The organism is Thermodesulfobacteriota bacterium (assembly GCA_040755095.1).
Taxonomy (GTDB): domain Bacteria; phylum Desulfobacterota; class Desulfobulbia; order Desulfobulbales; family JBFMBH01; genus JBFMBH01.
The window spans coordinates 1-16,068 of the sequence record JBFMBH010000111.1; the positions used below are offsets into that span (position 1 = coordinate 1).

The window sequence follows — 16,068 nt, forward strand, 5'->3', positions numbered from 1 at the left end:
GACGCCCCGGTTGTTCAGGGTGTCGGCCCGCAGGTCCAGCCAGTCCAGGCGGTTGTACGGGCAGGGCACCCGGAAGGCCTCCAGGTAGACGGCGTTGAGATCGAGACGCAAGGCGGCGAAATCCGGATAACGGGCCTCGGGGGCAAAGGCGATACACCGTTTGAGGATCGCGGCCAGGGCCGGGGGGATGGCCAGCCGCCCGGCCCCCACCGGCTCCGGGATCGGCAGCTCCTGCCGGCTGTTGGCAAACGGCTTGCGGCCGCAGAACATCATCCACAGGCACAGGCCGAAGGAATAGATGTCGGTGCGACCGTCCACCTGATGGGTGTCCCGCCACTGCTCCGGGGAGGCATAGCCCGGGGTGCCCCGGAAGCCTTTGGTGGTCTCGGCGTCATCGCCGGCCTCCACGGCCCCCCCCAGACCGGCGGCCGTTGTCCGGTCGGAGACTAGGCGCAGCATGCCGAAATCGGTGATCTTGAGCAGGGCATCCTTGGTGATCAGGATGTTGGCGGGCTTGATGTCCCGGTGGATGATGCCCTGGCTGTGGGTGTGCTCCATGCCGTGGCAGAACTGGATGGCCAGCGAGAGATTGGTGCGCAGATCGCCGCAGCGGCCGGCCTTGATCCAGTCGGCCAGGCTGCCGCCGTCCACGTACTCGATGAAGAGACAAGGGGCGCCGCCAATGGTCAGGACGTAGTAGCAGTAAGCGACGTGGGGGTGCATGCCCATCTGCACCCAGGCGTGGGCCTCCTTGAGGATCCGCTCCACCCCTTCCCGGTCCGCCAGGACCTCCGGCCGGGGGGATTTGATGGCCATGCGCACCCCCCAGCCCAGGTGGCGGGCGATGGCCACCCGGCCCATGCCGCCCTCCAGCACGCTCTCCACCTGATAGCGGCCCAGGACCACGGCGCCAGGCTCCCAGGCCGGGAGCAGCTGGCGCTCGCGGCCCGGCGCCGCCGGCGTGACGGCGGCCGCCTGGTCCCCCTCGACCTCGGCCCTCTTCTTCCTGCGGAATGGGGACCACATGCCGCACGCCGCCTATTCGAAGCGCAGGGCGTGCTTGCCGATGGTGATGACGTCCCCCTTGCGCAGCCGGTGCTCCCCCTTCACCGAGGTGCCGTTGAGACGGGTGGCCGTCCAACTGCGCTGGGTGACCAGGAAATACTTGTCCTCCCGGAGAACGAGATAGCACTGGGTGCCAGCCACCAGCCAGCCGGACAGGCGGATATCCGCGGAGGGGTCCTTGCCGAGCTTGACGCTGGTCCTGCCATCCAGCACCAGCGCGGCGGGCTGGGGATCGCCGGCCGTGGCGGTCAGGCGGTGCTTGGCGATGCCGGTGGTGGCGGGCCCGCTCTTCTGGGTGCGGTCGGTGCGGGGACCGCCCACAAAGATGGTGGCCTCCACGTCCATCGGCTTGGAAATGGAGGCGGCGGCCTCCAGGGTCCCCACCCCCGCTGGCGCGATCCGGAACTTGCCGATGGTGATGGTGTCGTCCTCGGTGACCGGCGTGGTGGCACCGATCTTCTGGCCGTTGACGAAGGTGCCGTTCAGGCTGCCCAGGTCGGTGACAAGATAGATGCCCCGCATCATCTCCAACCGGGCATGCTGCCGGGAGATGGCGGTGTTGTCGATGGTCACCGTGGCCTCGGTGCCGCGACCGAAGACCACCGATTCCCCTTCCCGGATGGAGAAGGTATGGATGACACGGTCATTCAGAAGCACCGCCCACTCCGCCATGGATCCCTCCTGCCCGACATCGGGCAACGGCCGCCGGCGGGCGGCCCGTGGATTTTTCGAATTTCGAATTTCCCTTCCCAAGACTCTGGTACAATGATGAAGTCGCTGCACATGCCCCAGAGTCCACGCCGAGCCCGCCATGACCGAGCCGACCACCGAGCCCAATCAGCAACTGGCCGAGATCTTCGCCAAGATCAACATGAGCGACCTGCCGGCCATGTCCGAGCATGTGCGGGAGCTCATCGCCGTCACCTCCAGCAGCCAGAGCGCCGCCTACGAGCTGGCCAAGGTGATCCTCAAGGACTACTCCCTCACCAACAAGATCCTCCGGGTGGTCAACTCGGCCTATTACTCCATGAGCCGGCCGGTGTCCTCCATCTCCCGGGCGGTGAGCGTCATTGGCTTCGACGCCGTGCGGGAGCTGGCCATGGCCATCACATTGTTCGAGGATTTTATCAAATCAGGTGTGGAAAAGGAAGGCATCGCCAAGCTGCTCACCAAGTCCTTCCTGGCGGCCATGCAGGCGAAGACCCTGGGCATCGAGAAGAAGCTTCGGATCGTGCCGGAAGAGGCCTTCATCTGCACCCTGCTTCACGACCTGGGCAAGATGATCGTGCTGATCTATCTGCCCGACCTGCACCGGGAGATCCAGGAGCGGGTGGAAGCCGGCCAGTCCGAGGAAGCGGCAGCCCGGGCCGTGCTCTCCGGCCTCACCCTGCCGGAGGTGGGCGAGGAGATCGCCCGGTTCTGGAATCTGTCCGAGAAGATCGTAGCCGCCATGGGCCGGAATCCCCCGCCGCCCCACGGCGGTCACGACGAGGTGGGATATCTGCGCAACCTGGCGGTGTTCAGCAACAACCTCACCGAGGCGGTCTCCGAGGGCCGGGATGTGGCCAGCCTGGTGGACCGCTTCGGCCCTGTTCTGGCGGTGGACCGCAAGGAGGCCCTGGATCTGGTGAGCCGGAGCGTCGAATGCTCGGAGGATCTGTCCGATGCGCTCCGCTACGGCCTCGCCAAGCTCAAGATGCGCAGCCGGCTCAAATCCGCCCAGGACGGCACCCTGGAGAAGGCGACCCGGGGGGAGGCGACTCCGGAGGAGTCCTCGCCCCTGGACGCGGTGCCGGCCGGGGTGGATGAGCTGCCGACCCAGCCCGACAAGTCCATCAACGATTTCATCCGTGAGCTCACCGAGACGCTCATGGGACCCTTCAACCTCAACGATTTCTACGTCAACCTCCTGGAGGCCCTCTACCGGGGGGTCGGCTTCGACCGGGTGATCATGGCTGTCCTCCAGGTGCAGCCGGATCGGGTCGCCCTCATCGGCCGCTACGGCCTGGGGGACATCAGCCCGGCGGCGGTGCGGTCCTTCGAGCACCCCCTCGCCAACCCGGAGCATGCCGTCACCCGGGCCGTGAAGACCGGCAGGGATCTGGCCATCCCCGCCAACGCCCCGGGCCTGTTCCCGGATCAACTCCGCCACCTGGTACGCAACCGGGCCGTCTATCTCTTCCCGGTGGTGGTGGACAAGAAGCCCATCGGCCTCATTTACGTGGACCGCAAGGCCGAGCGCCCCCCCCTGGACGAAAGCCGCCTCAAGGCCACCCGCCTGCTCCGCGACTTCGCGGTGATGGCCATCCGCAAGCTCAAGAAGCGCTGATTACGGCGGCGCTTCCGCCCGAAAGAAGGCCTCCGCCAGCTCATAAGCCGTGCCCTGGGCCATCGTCTGGCAGCGCTCCTGCAGCCAGCTGCCGAGATCGGTCACCGGCAGCTCCCGTACCTGGGAGGCGTGGCAGGAAAGGGCCTTCAGCTTGGCCGGGAAGGTGGCGCTGATATCCACCCAGTGGTTGGGGGTCTCGGCGGCCCAGAGCCACACCTCCCGCACCTTGTGGGGCGCCAGGCCCTGGGCCAGGAGCTCCGGATAGGCCAGATGATCCCGGGCATAGGGGAAGACGGCATCCAGGAGCACCTGGCCGGCGATGCGGTGGTCCCGGTGCCAGAAGTAGCGGCGGTACGGATCCGAGGTGAAGACGGTGTGCGGCCGGTACTGGCGCAAGAGGGCCACCAGCTGGCGCCGGAAGGCCGGGGTCTCCTCCAGCCCCTGGTCGGGATGGCGCAGGAAGACCACCTCGGACACCCCCAGCACCCGGGCCGCGGCCCGCTGCTCCTCCTCCCGCACCGCTGCGAGCTCGACCGGCTCCACCGCCGGATCCGAGCTGCCCTTCTCACCGCTGGTGCACACCACGTAGACCACGCGTCTTCCGGCCGCGGTCCAGGCAGCGATGGTGCCCGCCGCGCCGAACTCGGCGTCGTCCGGGTGGGCGGCCACCACCATCAGGTCGTAGCTGGGCGCCGGCAGGCTCATCGCCACGCCACCCCCTGACCCGCCTCCATCCGGCCCGGTGGCGGCAGGGCTGCCGGCGGGAGCAGCAGGCCGGCATACTCGGCCAGCAGCCGGTCCGCCACCTGGGACCAGCTGGAGCCCGCCACCGAGCTCCGGACCTGAGGCCGGGGGAAGTGCCCCCGGCCGATGCGGTCCAGCAGGCGGCGGATGGCCTGGGCCAGGCCGGCCGGGGAGGTGTCGCCCAGCAGCAGGCCGTTTCTTCCGGGATGGAGGAGGTCTGGCATGGCCCCCACCGGCGTAGCCAGAACCGGGGTGCCGCAGCTGAGCGCCTCCAGGGCCGCCAGCCCGAAGCTCTCCCAGCAGGAAGGCAGGATGACCAGATCGGCCGCCTGGTAATAGAGGGGCAGCTGCCGGTGGTCCTTGCCGCCCAGCCGCAGGACCGGCAGACCCGGCGACAGCGGCGGGCCCGATGCCGCCGGCTCGTCGCCGCCGATCACCAGGAGGCAGGAAGGTGCCGGCAGGGCCAGCTCGCGGCAGGCGGCCAGCAGGCGCTCCAGCCCCTTGATCGGCGCCGGCCGGCCGACGAAGAGCAGGAGGCGGCCCGCTCCTGGCAGGCCCAGCTGGCGCCGGGCCTCCCCCTGGTCGCCGAGGCAGAAGCGGCGGCGGTCCACCCCCCAGGGCACCAGCGCGATCCGTTCCGGCGAGGCGCCGCAGGAGTCGATCAGCTCCTGGCGCTCCGTACAGGTGCTGGCCAAGAGCCGCTGGCAGTGCCGGGCCAGGAAGGCCTCGGCCGCAAGCCGCGCCGGGGGCTCGTCCTCGCCACAGGCCAGCCGGTTCTTGACCGCGGCCAGGGTGTGGAAGGAGACGAGATGGGGCAGCCGCCATTCCCGGGCCAGAAGGGCACCCACCAGGCCGGACAGCCAATAGTGACTGTGGACCAGATCGTAGACCATGCCCTCGGCCGCCGCCTGCCGGGCCACCGCCCGGGCCAGGCTTGCGGCCTGGCCGGCCAGCTCTGCCTTGGGCACGCTGGCGTCGCCTTCCCCCACCGTCACCAGACGCACCCCAGGAGCCAGGCCCATCTCCGGCCCGGCAGCCCCGGCCGGCCGGGCGGTGTAGATGTCCACCCGGTGGCCCCGCGCGCCCAGCTCGGCGGCCAGCTCCCGGATGCAGACGCTCATCCCCCCGGTATCCCGGCTGCCCAGGGCCGCCAGGGGGTTGGCGTGGATGGCCAGGATGGCGATGGCCAGCTTCTTGGGCCACATGCCGTCACCTCCTTGCGGAAGACGCCGTCAACCGGCAGCGGACCAGGGGCACCGGCCGGCCACCCAGCCGCCGCTTGTACGGCTCGCTGCCTTTGAGCAGATCGTACCGCGCCATGCCGCGCTCCAGGCTCGTTCTGATGGCAAGGGCCTTGCTGACAAAGCCAAGGCTGAGATCCCGGTACGCGGGGTCATAGCCGTTGTTGTAGAGATAGCTGGTGCCGGAAAGCTCAAAGCCCAGGGTGGCCGCCACCGGCCTCCCCAGCCGCTCCAGCCAGCCCATGAGCAGGCAGCCATCCTGGCGACCACCCGCCAGGATGGCCTGGAAGAAGGCCTGCCGGGCCGGGGTGAGAAAGGCCGCCTTGTCCGGCCGCGAGGCCACAAAGAGTGGCAGGAAGCTGGCGATCTCGGCATCGGTCACGGCGGGGCCGCTGCTCTGCCGGTACGCGAAGCCGCCCGCCGCCTCCAGCCGCCGCAGCTTGCGGCGCAGCTCGTGGCGGTCCCGGCTGGCCAGGCCCTCCAGGTAGGCCGCCCAGCTGCCGGGCAAGGGGATCTCCCAGCTGGCCTCGCCGGCGGTCACCGCCAGCTGCCAGCCGGTCTCGCCAGCCGCCAGCCGCAGGCCGGCCAGGAGCCGGGCGTCGGGTCGCAAGCCCCGAAAATCCAGGGCCCGAAGCCCCTGGTCCCGGCAGATGCCAAGGAGCGCCCGGCAGAAGGACCCTTCCTGGCCGGGCACCAGCACGGCGTCCTGGTAATCGCACAGATCCGGGCTGCCGGCAAAGGCCGCCACCGCCCCCCGCCGCTGCAGGGCCACGAGACCCAGGAGCTGATTCCCCTGCCGGATGCCCCAGCAAAGCGGCGTGGCGCCGGCCCCGCAGCTCTCCCACCAGGCCCGCAGCCAGAACGGCTGGGCAAAGAGGCCGCTCCAGTCCAGCCCTGAGCCCGCATCCTGGCGCCACCGGTCCAGGTCATCGAGGCCCAGGACCACCAGCTCGGCAGACCGCGGCATCAGAGGTCATCCCGGTCCCGGAGCTGCCAGTGGCTGCCGCCCGGGGTATCCCGCACCTCCACCCCGTGCCGGGCCAGGCAGTGCCGCAAGCCATCCGCCTGCGGCCAGTGCCCCTCCTGGCGCCACGCCTGGCGCAGGGCCACCAGGTCGTCCACCAGGGGGGCGAGACAAGCGGCGGCACTCGCCGGCCGCCGGGCCAGGGCCTGGCCCAAGAGCGCAATGCCCTGCCGGAGCGCCGTACCCTCCCGGTCCTGCGGCGCCGGTGCACCAGCCACCGGCCGCACCCGCTGCTCCAGGTCCAGGAGGGCCGCCAGGGCCTGGGGCACGTCGTCTGCCGCCAGGCTCTCCCGCAGCTGCACCAAGGGATCCGCTGCCGCCGGGCCTTCCGCCTGCGGCCGGCTCACCACCGCCGTCGCTGCCTCCGGCCGCAGGAGGGCCAGGGAAAAACGCTCGCCCCGCCGGAACCGCTCCTCCTGCCCAGGCCGGCGAACGGTGACGCTGCCCAGGCCCCGCACCGCCGCCAGATCGGTCTCCAGGTCCAGAATGCATGCCGTGTGCTCGTCGAGGCCCAGGATGGCGGTGTCTTCCGACACCAGGGCGGCCAGGGCCTGGAACCGGCGCTCACCCAGGTAGCAGAACCGGGTGTCGTGGCTGCCGCCCTCGGCGTTGTTCCAGTGGGGCACCACCACCGCCGCCAGGCCCAGCTGCCCCAGCAGGTCGAGGCCCGGCAGCCAATGGGGCTCCGCCCCCACCTTGTAGATCTCGTAGATCGGCAGGGTGAGGCGGCCCACGGTCAGGGCCGCGGCACTGGCCGCCGCCAGACAGCCACCTTCCCGGACCAGCCGCACGAGGAGGCCAGGCACCGGCGTGTCCCGCCACTGGCGCAGGGCGTAAGAGGGGCTGCCCGGCCCCACCAGCACATAGGAGGCCTGGCCCAGGACGGCCAGGGCCTCCTGGCCCGCCAGGGTCGCCACCGCGCCGGCGCGGCGCAGGGACGCCACCCGCAGCGGCCGGCCGACATGGCCGGCGAAGTAGTCCTGGGCCTTGGCGCTGATCTCCCCAGCGTTCTCTTGAAAACCGGCCGGGGTGTCGAGAAAGACCGCCCGGGGCGTACCGCCGACCCTGGCCAGGAGCTCCTGATGCACGGCCACCATGCTGGCCGTCAGCTCCCCCGAGCCCATGAGGGCAATCACCCCCAGGCCTCCTGCCATCATCTTCCTCTCCCACCGGTTCCGACTTCCCCCCTGCCCACCTGCCCCGTGCCGTTGGAAGCGAACCCTGCGCGCAGGAGCGAATCGCGGCTGATCATGCCCTGGAATCTCCCCTCCCCATCGACCACCGGCAGCCGTTTGATGGCATGCTCCAGCATGAGCCGCACCGCCTCCTCGATGGGCGTCTCCTCGGTAACGGTCACGATGTCGGTCTTCATCACGTCGGCGGCGGTCCTGGCCGCCAGGTGCTCCAGCAGCTCGCTCTGCCGCCGGTGCTGCCGGGTGAAGGGAAGCTTTCCGGCAAAGTAGTCCCAGATGCCGGGATGGCGGTCAGCAAAGGCGATCAGCAGATCACGGTCGGAGATCAGTCCGCGAAATCTCCCCTCCTGATCCACCACGCAGACCCGCTGAATGTCGTGGCAGTCGATGAGGCGCAGCACCTCGTCCACCGGGGCATCGGGAAGCACGGTAACGATGTCGCGCCGCTTGATCCCGGCAACGGTCCGCAGGTTCGCCACCTGGATGGACTGTTTCTGGATTTCTCGCCAGTCGGGACTGGCTCGAATGCCGGCCCGAAAAACATCCACCCGGGAGAGGATGCCTGAAAGCCGGCCCGTCCCGTCAATGACCACGAGCCGTTTGACATGGCTGGTGAGCATGAGGTCCACCGCCACGGTCACCGGCTGGTCCTGGTCGATGACCACGGCAGGGCGGGTCATGATCTCGTCCGCGCGCCTGGCGCTCAAGGCCGCAAGAACGGCAGCGGTCCTGCCGTTCTCGGCCCTGGCCAGGAGCCCCAGCCGCATGGGCATGCCAGCCTTGTAGATCAGGTCCCCCTGGGAGATAACCCCGGCCGGGCGGTTCTCATCGTCCACCACCGGAAGGCCGGTGAAGGTGGAAGAGAGCAGCAGCCGGGCCACCTCGTCCAGCGGCGCGCTCCCCCCCACCTTTTTGGGGGCAGGGGTCATGATCGCGCGGACCCGGACGTGCCTGGGGAGCAGAAGACTTCTGGTCTTGTGGGCGATAACCTCCAGATCCCGGACGGCCAGAATGCCATCGTCGGTCACCATCCCCTGCACCATGGAAAGGACTGGATCAAGCTCCCGGGCCGGCAGAATGATGCTGACCCGAATCGGCAGATTGAAGCTCAGGACTTCCAGCCTGCCGGTAACCATCTCTCCGTTCTCGTAGGAGCCCTCGATGCCCCTGGTCACCATGGTGCGGGCCGCGATCTTCAGGTCGTTCACCTGTTCGACCACCGCCTGGTACAGGGGCCGTCCGTGCCATTTCGCCCTTTCGCTGGTGAAGATCTCGACGATTCTATACTCCATTGCCATCCTCTCCGGCCAGCCTCCCGGGAAATATTCCCAACAAAATCATGGCAAGCTGCCCCGCAGGCACAGGCCGAGGACGGTGCTCTCGCCAGCGCCCACCAGCGGCTCCACTTGCACCCCTTGTTCCCGGGGGGTGGCAAAGACCAAGTTGGCGATGATGGCGATGCCAGCGCCGGCCGCCACATCCCCCAGGTCGTGCTGGTCGCTGTCGAGGCGGGACCAGGCCACGTAGCTGGCGGCCAGACCGGCGGGCAGGCCATAGGGCCAGCCGTAGCGCCGCTGCAAAAAGGCGGCGCCGCCAAAGGCCAGGGCGGTATGGCCGGAGGGGAAGGAATCGGTGTCGCCATCCGGGCCGCGGTGGTGAACCAGGGTCTTGAGGCCGTAGGTGACCCCGGCCGTGGCGCCAAGGGCGTGGTAGAGCTGGCAGCGGCCAGGGCCGTCGTCCTCCAGATAGGTGGCCCCCCAGGCTGCTGCCGGCACCAGCACGGCCAGCAGGTCGCCCGGGGTGCTGTCGCCCGCGTGCGCGGCGCCTGGCGCCGCCAGCAGAGCGGCCAGGAGCGCCAGCACCACCCGCCTCGGCCAGCAGCCCCCAAACCCCGGCGCCGCCGCGATCATGGTGCCTCCCCGTCCGGGGCCGCCGTCTCCGGCTCCCAGGTGAAGGCCTGCTCCTGGCCGGAGAAGGGACAGACAAAGGCCAGGCCCACTGCCCACAGCCTAAGGCCGATGCGGTTCTTGTTCCCCTTGCCGTAGCGGGGATCCCCCATGACCGGATGACCGGTAGCGGCCAGATGCCGGCGCAGCTGGTGGCGCCGGCCGGTGCTGATGAAGGCCTCCAGGAGGGCGGTACGCCCGTCTTCCCGCCGCTCCAGCACCCGGTAGTCGGTGTGGGCCGGCTTGTCGTCCAGGGGCGAATCGATGCTGCCGCCCTGGCCCGGGGCAGCGGGCTGGCCCAGAACCTCCACCAGGTAGCGCTTGCGGATGGCCCGCTCGGCGAACAGGCGGGAGAAGGCTGCCGCGGCCTGCTGGTCATGGGCCACCAGCATGAGGCCGGCCGCCTCCCGGTCCAGGCGGTGGACCGGGAAGGCTGGCCGGGGCCACAGGGCCAGCTCGGCCTGGCGGACCAGCGAGCAGTGATCCCCGAAGCGGTTGCCCTGGGCCATGAGCCCCGGCGGCTTGATCCAGACCGAGTAGCGGCCAGCATCGGCCAGACAGGCCACCGGCGGGGGCGTCAGGGTCAGGAGGGCGGCATCGTAGTAAAGGGCCAGCCGATCGCCGGCCTTGAGCTCCTGGCTGGCCCGCCGCAGGCGCCGGGCGGTGCCGGCCCGGGTCAGCCAGACCGCGCCCTTGTTCATGGCGTCCTTGATCCGCGCCTTGGCGAGGCCCGAGCGCTCGGCCAGCACCGCAGCAGCCGTGGCCGGCTTGCGGCCGCTGATCCGGATCTCCAGGACCAGGGGGCCGACCTCCGGCCCCGGCTGCAGGCCAGCGCGGTCGACAGGAGGACGCCTGGCCATCAGCGTGCCCCCAGGGCGGCAAGGGCTGCCGGGCTGGGCGGCTGGCAGACGCCCTTTTCCGTCACCAGCGCATCCACCAGGGCGGCCGGCGTGACGTCGAAGACCGGGTTCCAGGCGCTGGCGCCAGCCGCGGCCAGACGGCGGCCGCCGCAATCCAGGACCTCCTCGGCGGCCCGGGACTCGATGGGGATCTGAGCGCCTGCGGCCAGGGACCGGTCCAGGGTGGAGGTCGGCGCCACCACCATGGTCCGGACCCCGTGCTGGCGGGCGAGGACCGCCAGGGAATAGGTGCCGATCTTGTTGGCCACGTCGCCGTTGGCCGCCACCCGGTCGGCGCCGACGATCACCCAGTCCACGTGGCCCTGGGCCATGAGCCAGGCCGCAGCGCCCTCTGCCACCAGGGTCACCGGGATGCCGTCGCGGAGGAGCTCCCAGGCGGTGAGCCGGGCTCCCTGCAGCCAGGGCCGGGTCTCGCCGGCGTAGACCTTGGCCAGCCGGCCTTCCACCTGGGCCTGGCGCACCACCCCCAAGGCGGTGCCGATGCCGCCGGTGGCCAGGGCGCCGGCGTTGCAGTGGGTGAGGATCCGCACCCCCTGGCCCAGCAGGGCTGCCCCCAGTCTGGCCATGGTCCGGTTGGCAGCGATGTCCTCGGCCAGGATCCGGTCCGCCTCGGCCAGGAGGACCGGCACCGGATCGGCGCCGGCCGCCACGCCCCGGGCCGTGGCCAGGAGGCGCTCCACGGCCCAGGCCAGATTGACGGCGGTGGGACGGGCAGCGGCCAGCTGGCGTCCATCCCCGACCAGGGCCGCCAGCCAGCCGCCGGCGTCCACCTGATAGCGGCGGCGGGCCGCCAGCACCATCCCGTAAGCGGCGGTGATGCCGATGGCTGGCGCGCCCCGAACCACCATGTCCCGGATGGCCTGGCCGGTGGCCACCACGTCAGTCAGGTGCAGATCGATGCTCTCATCGGGCAGGCGGCGCTGGTCCAGGAGCACCAGGTGGTCGTCCTGCCAGCGGACCGGACGGATGGTATCCGGGAGCTCGGGGATGGGTCTGGTCATGGTGCGTCGTCTCCGTCTTTCATCCCTCGGCCGCCGCCTCTTGCAGGTGCGCCAGGGCCTTGTTGAGGGCCGCCTCCAGCCGGGTGGCCTGCTCGAAGATGATGCGGCTGTACTCCACCATCTTGTCCGCCGGGGTATCCCGGGTGGCGATGAGGCGGGCAAAGCCGCCGATGGAGACCAGCGGGTTCCGCAGCTCGTGCATGAGATCCTGGGCCACCTGGTTGGCGAAGCGCAGCAGATCCAGCCGCCGTTCATCCTGGTGGTGCCGCTCCTCGTTCGCCTGCAGCACATCCTGAACCTTCTTCAGCTCGGTGATGTCCTCCGCCACCTTGACGAAGTGGGTGATGGCGCCCTTGGCGTCCCGGATGGCGGAGATGGAGGCGGATTCCCAGTACGGCGAGCCGTCCTTGCGCAGATTGTGGAACTCGCCGCGCCACTCGTGGCCGGCGAGGATGGTGGCCCACAGCTCCTTGGCCGCGGCCGCCCCCTGGCTGCCCAGCTCAGCGGCATTGTGCCCCAGGACCTCCTCCTCCTGGTAGCCGGTGATGGCGCAGAGCTTGGGGTTGGCGTACTCGATGCGGCCCTGGTGGTCGGTGATCAAAATGGCGCTGGGGCTGTGCTCCATGGCATGGGAAAGCTTCAGGAGCTTGTCTTCGGCCCTTTTCCGCTCGACGATGCGGCCGCACCGCTCGGCAATGGCGGCCAGCAGCTGCCGCTCCTCGTCCCAGAACGGGCCGCCGGCCCGCGGCGGCGGCTCCTCCCGGTAGCCCAGCTGCACCAGACCCGCCGGCCGGCCCTGCACCAGGAGCGGCTGGCTCAGATGCTGGCCGTGGACGTCGCAAACGTGGGAGCAATAGCTCGTCCCATCCAGCACCACCCGGCCCCAGGCGATCTCCGGATACTGGCCCGCACACGGCAACAGCCGGGCCACCCCGGCCAGGATCTCGGTCAAAGAGATGCCGGGCTGCTCAACCAGCTGGCTGATCCCATAGAGGCATTGCAGCTCCCGGATGCGCTTGACCAGCTCCCCGGTGTGACGGCGCATCGCCGCCTCGTCCAGGCGGCAGGCGCCGGCCTCGGCCTCCAGCGCCGCCAGGCGGCTGGCCAAGGCGTCCGGGGCAGGGATGTCGGTCACGGCAGGGGCTCCTTTGGGGCTGGGGCGAGGGGATGCCGGCGCGGGAGCCCGGCACCGGCAAGACGGTAGCCTGGCGGCGGTCGATCGTCAAGGGCTCTGGCCGGCCACTACCCGCCGGCCAGGACCTCCCGGACCTTGGTGGCCAGGGCGTCCAGGCCGTAGGGCTTCTGGATGAAGCCCCTGCAGCCCTGGGCCATCAGGGCCTCGGCCTCGGCATCCTTGCTGAAGCCGGAGGCTACCAGAACCGGCACCCGGGGATCGATCTCCCGGAGCCGGGAATAGGTGGCGGCACCGTTCATGCCCGGCATCAGCATGTCCAGGATCACCAGCCCGATGCCGGAGCCCTCCTTCCGGAGGAGGTCGAGGGCCTCCGGACCGCTGCCGGCCACCAGGACGTGGTAGCCCAGGGCGGCCAGCATCTGGCTGGCCACTCCCGCCACCAGGGACTCGTCATCCACCAGCAGCACGGTCTCCCCGCCCCGGGGCCGGCAATGGTGTGGGGGCACCGGCTCCGGCCGGGCTTCCTTGGCCGCCGGCAGAAGGATGCGGAAGGTGGTGCCCTGACCGGGCTGGCTGTCGACACTGATGAGGCCGCCGTGGTTGGTGATGATGGCGTAGGCCGAGGCCAGGCCCAGCCCGGTGCCCCGCTCCTTCTCCCGGGTGGTGAAGAAGGGATCGAAGACCCGCTGCCGGGTCGCCTCGTCCATGCCGATGCCGGTATCGGTCACCGCCAGCTCGATGTAGCGGCCCGGCGGCCGGCCCAGGAGCGACACCGCCCCCTCGTCCAGGAGCCGGTTGGCGGTGGTGAGGGTCAGCCGGCCGCCGGCTGGCATGGCCTGCCAGGCGTTCAGGAAGAGGTTGAGCAGCACCTGCTCCATCTGGTGCCGGTCCACTTCCACTGGCCACAGGTCGGGCGCCAGGCTGGTGGTGACGGTCAGCTCTTTGCGGGTGCGGCCGAACAGGCGGCTGCTGTCCCGGACAATGGCATTGAGGTCCTGGCGCCGCACCTCGTACTTGCCGCCCCGGGCCAGGCCCAGAAGCTGGCGGGTGAGGCTGGCCGCGCTCTTGACCACTGCCTCGATGGTGGCCAGCGACTCGTGGAAGGGATGATCCGGCGTCACCCGCCAGCGCATGAGGGCGGCATGGCCCTGGATGGCGGTGAGCAGGTTGTTGAAGTCGTGGGCCACCCCGGCAGCCAGGCTGCCAATGGCCTCCATGGTGGCCGCCTGCCGCAGCTGCGCCTCCATGCGCCGCTGCTCGCTGATGTCCCGCAGGAAGGAAAGGACCGCTGGCCGGCCCTGCCAGGTGATGACCCGGCAGCTGACCTGCACCCAGACCTCCTGGCCCGGAGGGGTGACGATCCGGAAGGAATAGACCTCGGGCTGCTCCTCCCCCGCCAGGCGGCGGTGGTGGCGATCCATGACCATGGCCCGGTCGGCGGGATGGATCATGACCTCGAACGGCATGTGGGCGAGCTCCGCCGCCGAGCGGCCGGTGAGCTCCACGGTTCGCGGATTGGCGAAGACCAGACACCCGTCCTGGGCAATGACGATGGCATCGATGGCGCTTTCCACCAGCAGGCGGTACTGTTCCTCGATCTCCTGCCGCTGCCGCTCCACCCCCCGCAGCTCGGTGATGTCCCGAGTCATGGACAGGATGTGGAGCACGCCGTCGATGTCGATCACCCGGGCCGACAGAAGACCCAGCCGCACCGTGCCGTCTTTCATCCGGAACCGGGCCTCCTGGTTGCGGACAAAGCCGTACTCGTTCAGGGCCTCCATGAGCTGCCGCCGATCGGCGAGGTCCTGCCAGATGTCGATCATCAACGAGGAGCTGCCGATCACCTCCTCGCGGCTGAAGCCGGTGATCTCCAGGAAGGCGTCATTGACATCCTGGTAGACGCCGTCGGCAAAGCGGGTGACGCTGATGGCGTCCGGGCTGGTGTGGAACATGGTCCGCAGCCGGGCCTCGCTGGCCGCCAGGGCAGCGAGCGCCGTCTCCTGGTCCGTGATGTCCTCGGCCATGAGGAGAACGAGGTCGGTGCCGGCCAGGGCCTGGGTGGTCAGGCGCAGGGAGCGGCGGCCACCGTCAGCGCGGGTGATCTCCCACACCTCGGCGGCCAGGTGCTCGCCATGGCGGACGCGCTGCAGCCGTTCCTGGCTCCGCTCCAGGCCGGTCTTTTCGGGACGGAGTGCCTGGCACAGACCCAGCTCGTTGATCGCTTCCCGGGTGTGGCCGGTGATCTCGGCCAAGCGCCGGTTCCAGATCAGAAAGCGGGCGCCGGGCGGATCCGCTACCGGCTGCCAGACCGCCAGGCCCTCCCGGGCATACTCCAGCAGGGCCTGACAGGCGAGATCGCCGATGCCGGTGGCGATCACCTCTGGGGACGGCTGGCTCGGCACGGCGGGGAGGTCGGGCATGGCGGGGCACTCCACAGGAGGGGCCGGAGGGCATCGGGAACAGCCTTCGGATTCATGATGCCACATCCTGGTCCCCTTGTCTGCCGTCTCGATGCGGCGGGCGAGAAGGACCCCGCAACCCCAGGCTGATCCAGAGGATACGGCCCAGGGTGCGCAGGGGCTGGCTGGGTCGCAGGACCTCGGCCAGCCGGGGCACCGGCGGTTGGCCCTCTTCGGCCCTGAGGCCGAAGAACAGCAGCGCCGCCACAAGCCCGACCAGGCTGGACGCCGCGAAGCACGCCCGGAAACCGGCCAGCTGCCAGGAATCGATGGCTCGGCCGGCGGCGATGGGGGCCAGCCCCATGGCCAAGGCCGTGCCGAGGATCCAGATGTTGGTGTAGCCAACCCGGCCCTCCGCCCGCACCCGGCAGAGCATGCCCCGGGCGGCCAGCATCAGGAAGGCGGCGTTGAAGACCGCCGACACCATCACCACCGGCACCGCCAGCCAGGGTGCCCAGGAGGTACCTGGCAGCAGCAGGAGCCACAGCGCTGCAGCCACGCTGTGGGCCGCCAGGACCTGGATGAGCGCCGGCACCGTGCCCCGGTCGTCGGCATACTCGCCCCAGGAGCGGACGGTGAGGGCGACCGCCAGGCTGCCCAGGCTCACCAGGTACATGATGCGGCTGTCAGCAAGCCCCAGCGCGTCCCGGAGATAGAGGGTGGAGGCGGCCGCGCTGGCCGCCGCCGCCACCATGCCCAGGAGGGCCCGGCCGACGTAGGCCAGAAAGGCGGCATCGGCCAGGGCCGGCCGGTAGCCGGCCAGACCGCCGGCCGTAGCGCTCAATTGCGGCCTGGCCTCGCCGCCCGGAATGCGGCGGATGAAGGCGATGCTCACAAGCCCCACCCCGATGCCCAGGCCGTAGACCACAAAGAAGCGGCCCAGGCCTTCGCCCATCTGGAGGATGAAGCCCAGGAGCAGGGCCAGCCCGATGTTGATGAGCTGGACCAGGCTCATCTCGGTGGCAAAATAGAGGCCGGAGCGGCTGGCGGGCACCACCTCGTGCAGCCAGG

14 protein-coding genes are annotated in these 16,068 nt (G+C 70.2%); 1 reads left to right on the forward strand and 13 read right to left on the reverse strand.

All coding sequences use genetic code 11. The features are described from left to right. Together AB1634_14765 and AB1634_14770 are read right to left on the reverse strand one after the other, a co-directional pair. The coding region (locus tag AB1634_14765) for a serine/threonine-protein kinase (protein ID MEW6220776.1) at positions 1–1,026 on the reverse strand (1,026 nt) is incomplete at its 3' end. A 12-nt stretch (positions 1,027–1,038) separates the two neighbouring features. After that, positions 1,039–1,737 carry an FHA domain-containing protein gene (locus AB1634_14770; GenBank protein ID MEW6220777.1) on the reverse strand — a complete coding sequence of 233 codons (699 nt, stop codon included), beginning with the start codon at positions 1,735–1,737 and terminating at the stop codon, positions 1,039–1,041. Positions 1,738–1,876: 139 nt separating this feature from the next. Between AB1634_14770 and AB1634_14775 the strand changes: the two genes are divergently transcribed. Then, positions 1,877–3,394 carry an HDOD domain-containing protein gene (locus AB1634_14775; protein ID MEW6220778.1) on the forward strand — a complete coding sequence of 506 codons (1,518 nt, stop codon included), beginning with the start codon at positions 1,877–1,879 and terminating at the stop codon, positions 3,392–3,394. Here the strand turns inward: AB1634_14775 and AB1634_14780 are convergent, their stop codons facing one another. The 11 genes from AB1634_14780 to AB1634_14830 all read right to left on the reverse strand — a co-directional run. Continuing rightward, the gene (locus tag AB1634_14780; protein ID MEW6220779.1) at positions 3,395–4,099 is read right to left on the reverse strand and encodes a PIG-L deacetylase family protein; all 705 of its coding nucleotides are present in this window, start codon (positions 4,097–4,099) and stop codon (positions 3,395–3,397) included. Further along, positions 4,096–5,343 (reverse strand): glycosyltransferase, encoded by a 1,248-nt coding sequence (locus AB1634_14785; protein MEW6220780.1) that lies wholly within the window; start codon positions 5,341–5,343, stop codon positions 4,096–4,098. Before AB1634_14785 ends, AB1634_14780 begins: the two co-directional genes overlap by 4 nt. Before the next feature lie 4 nt (positions 5,344–5,347). Further along, a complete protein-coding gene (locus AB1634_14790) occupies positions 5,348–6,346 on the reverse strand; it encodes a GNAT family N-acetyltransferase (GenBank protein ID MEW6220781.1) in 999 nt (332 codons plus the stop codon). Then, positions 6,346–7,560 carry a hypothetical protein gene (locus AB1634_14795; GenBank protein MEW6220782.1) on the reverse strand — a complete coding sequence of 405 codons (1,215 nt, stop codon included), beginning with the start codon at positions 7,558–7,560 and terminating at the stop codon, positions 6,346–6,348. Before AB1634_14795 ends, AB1634_14790 begins: the two co-directional genes overlap by 1 nt. Further along, the gene (locus AB1634_14800; protein MEW6220783.1) at positions 7,557–8,888 is read right to left on the reverse strand and encodes a DUF190 domain-containing protein; all 1,332 of its coding nucleotides are present in this window, start codon (positions 8,886–8,888) and stop codon (positions 7,557–7,559) included. The genes AB1634_14795 and AB1634_14800 overlap by 4 nt, the downstream gene beginning before the upstream one ends. A 45-nt stretch (positions 8,889–8,933) precedes the next feature. Beyond that, on the reverse strand, positions 8,934–9,506 hold the full coding sequence (locus tag AB1634_14805; GenBank protein ID MEW6220784.1) for a phosphatase PAP2 family protein: 573 nt from the start codon (positions 9,504–9,506) through the stop codon (positions 8,934–8,936). After that, complete coding sequence (locus AB1634_14810; protein ID MEW6220785.1) at positions 9,503–10,402, reverse strand: RNA pseudouridine synthase; 900 nt, start codon at positions 10,400–10,402, stop codon at positions 9,503–9,505. Before AB1634_14810 ends, AB1634_14805 begins: the two co-directional genes overlap by 4 nt. Next, a complete protein-coding gene (mtnA, locus tag AB1634_14815) occupies positions 10,402–11,463 on the reverse strand; it encodes an S-methyl-5-thioribose-1-phosphate isomerase (protein ID MEW6220786.1) in 1,062 nt (353 codons plus the stop codon). Before mtnA ends, AB1634_14810 begins: the two co-directional genes overlap by 1 nt. A 19-nt stretch (positions 11,464–11,482) precedes the next feature. After that, positions 11,483–12,598, reverse strand: coding sequence for a PAS domain S-box protein (locus AB1634_14820; GenBank protein ID MEW6220787.1), 1,116 nt, complete (start codon positions 12,596–12,598; stop codon positions 11,483–11,485). A gap of 107 nt (positions 12,599–12,705) precedes the next feature. Continuing rightward, positions 12,706–15,018, reverse strand: coding sequence for a PAS domain S-box protein (locus tag AB1634_14825; GenBank protein MEW6220788.1), 2,313 nt, complete (start codon positions 15,016–15,018; stop codon positions 12,706–12,708). 52 nt (positions 15,019–15,070) lie between these two features. After that, a partial coding sequence (locus AB1634_14830) for a hypothetical protein (GenBank protein ID MEW6220789.1) occupies positions 15,071–16,068 on the reverse strand: 998 nt, incomplete at its 5' end.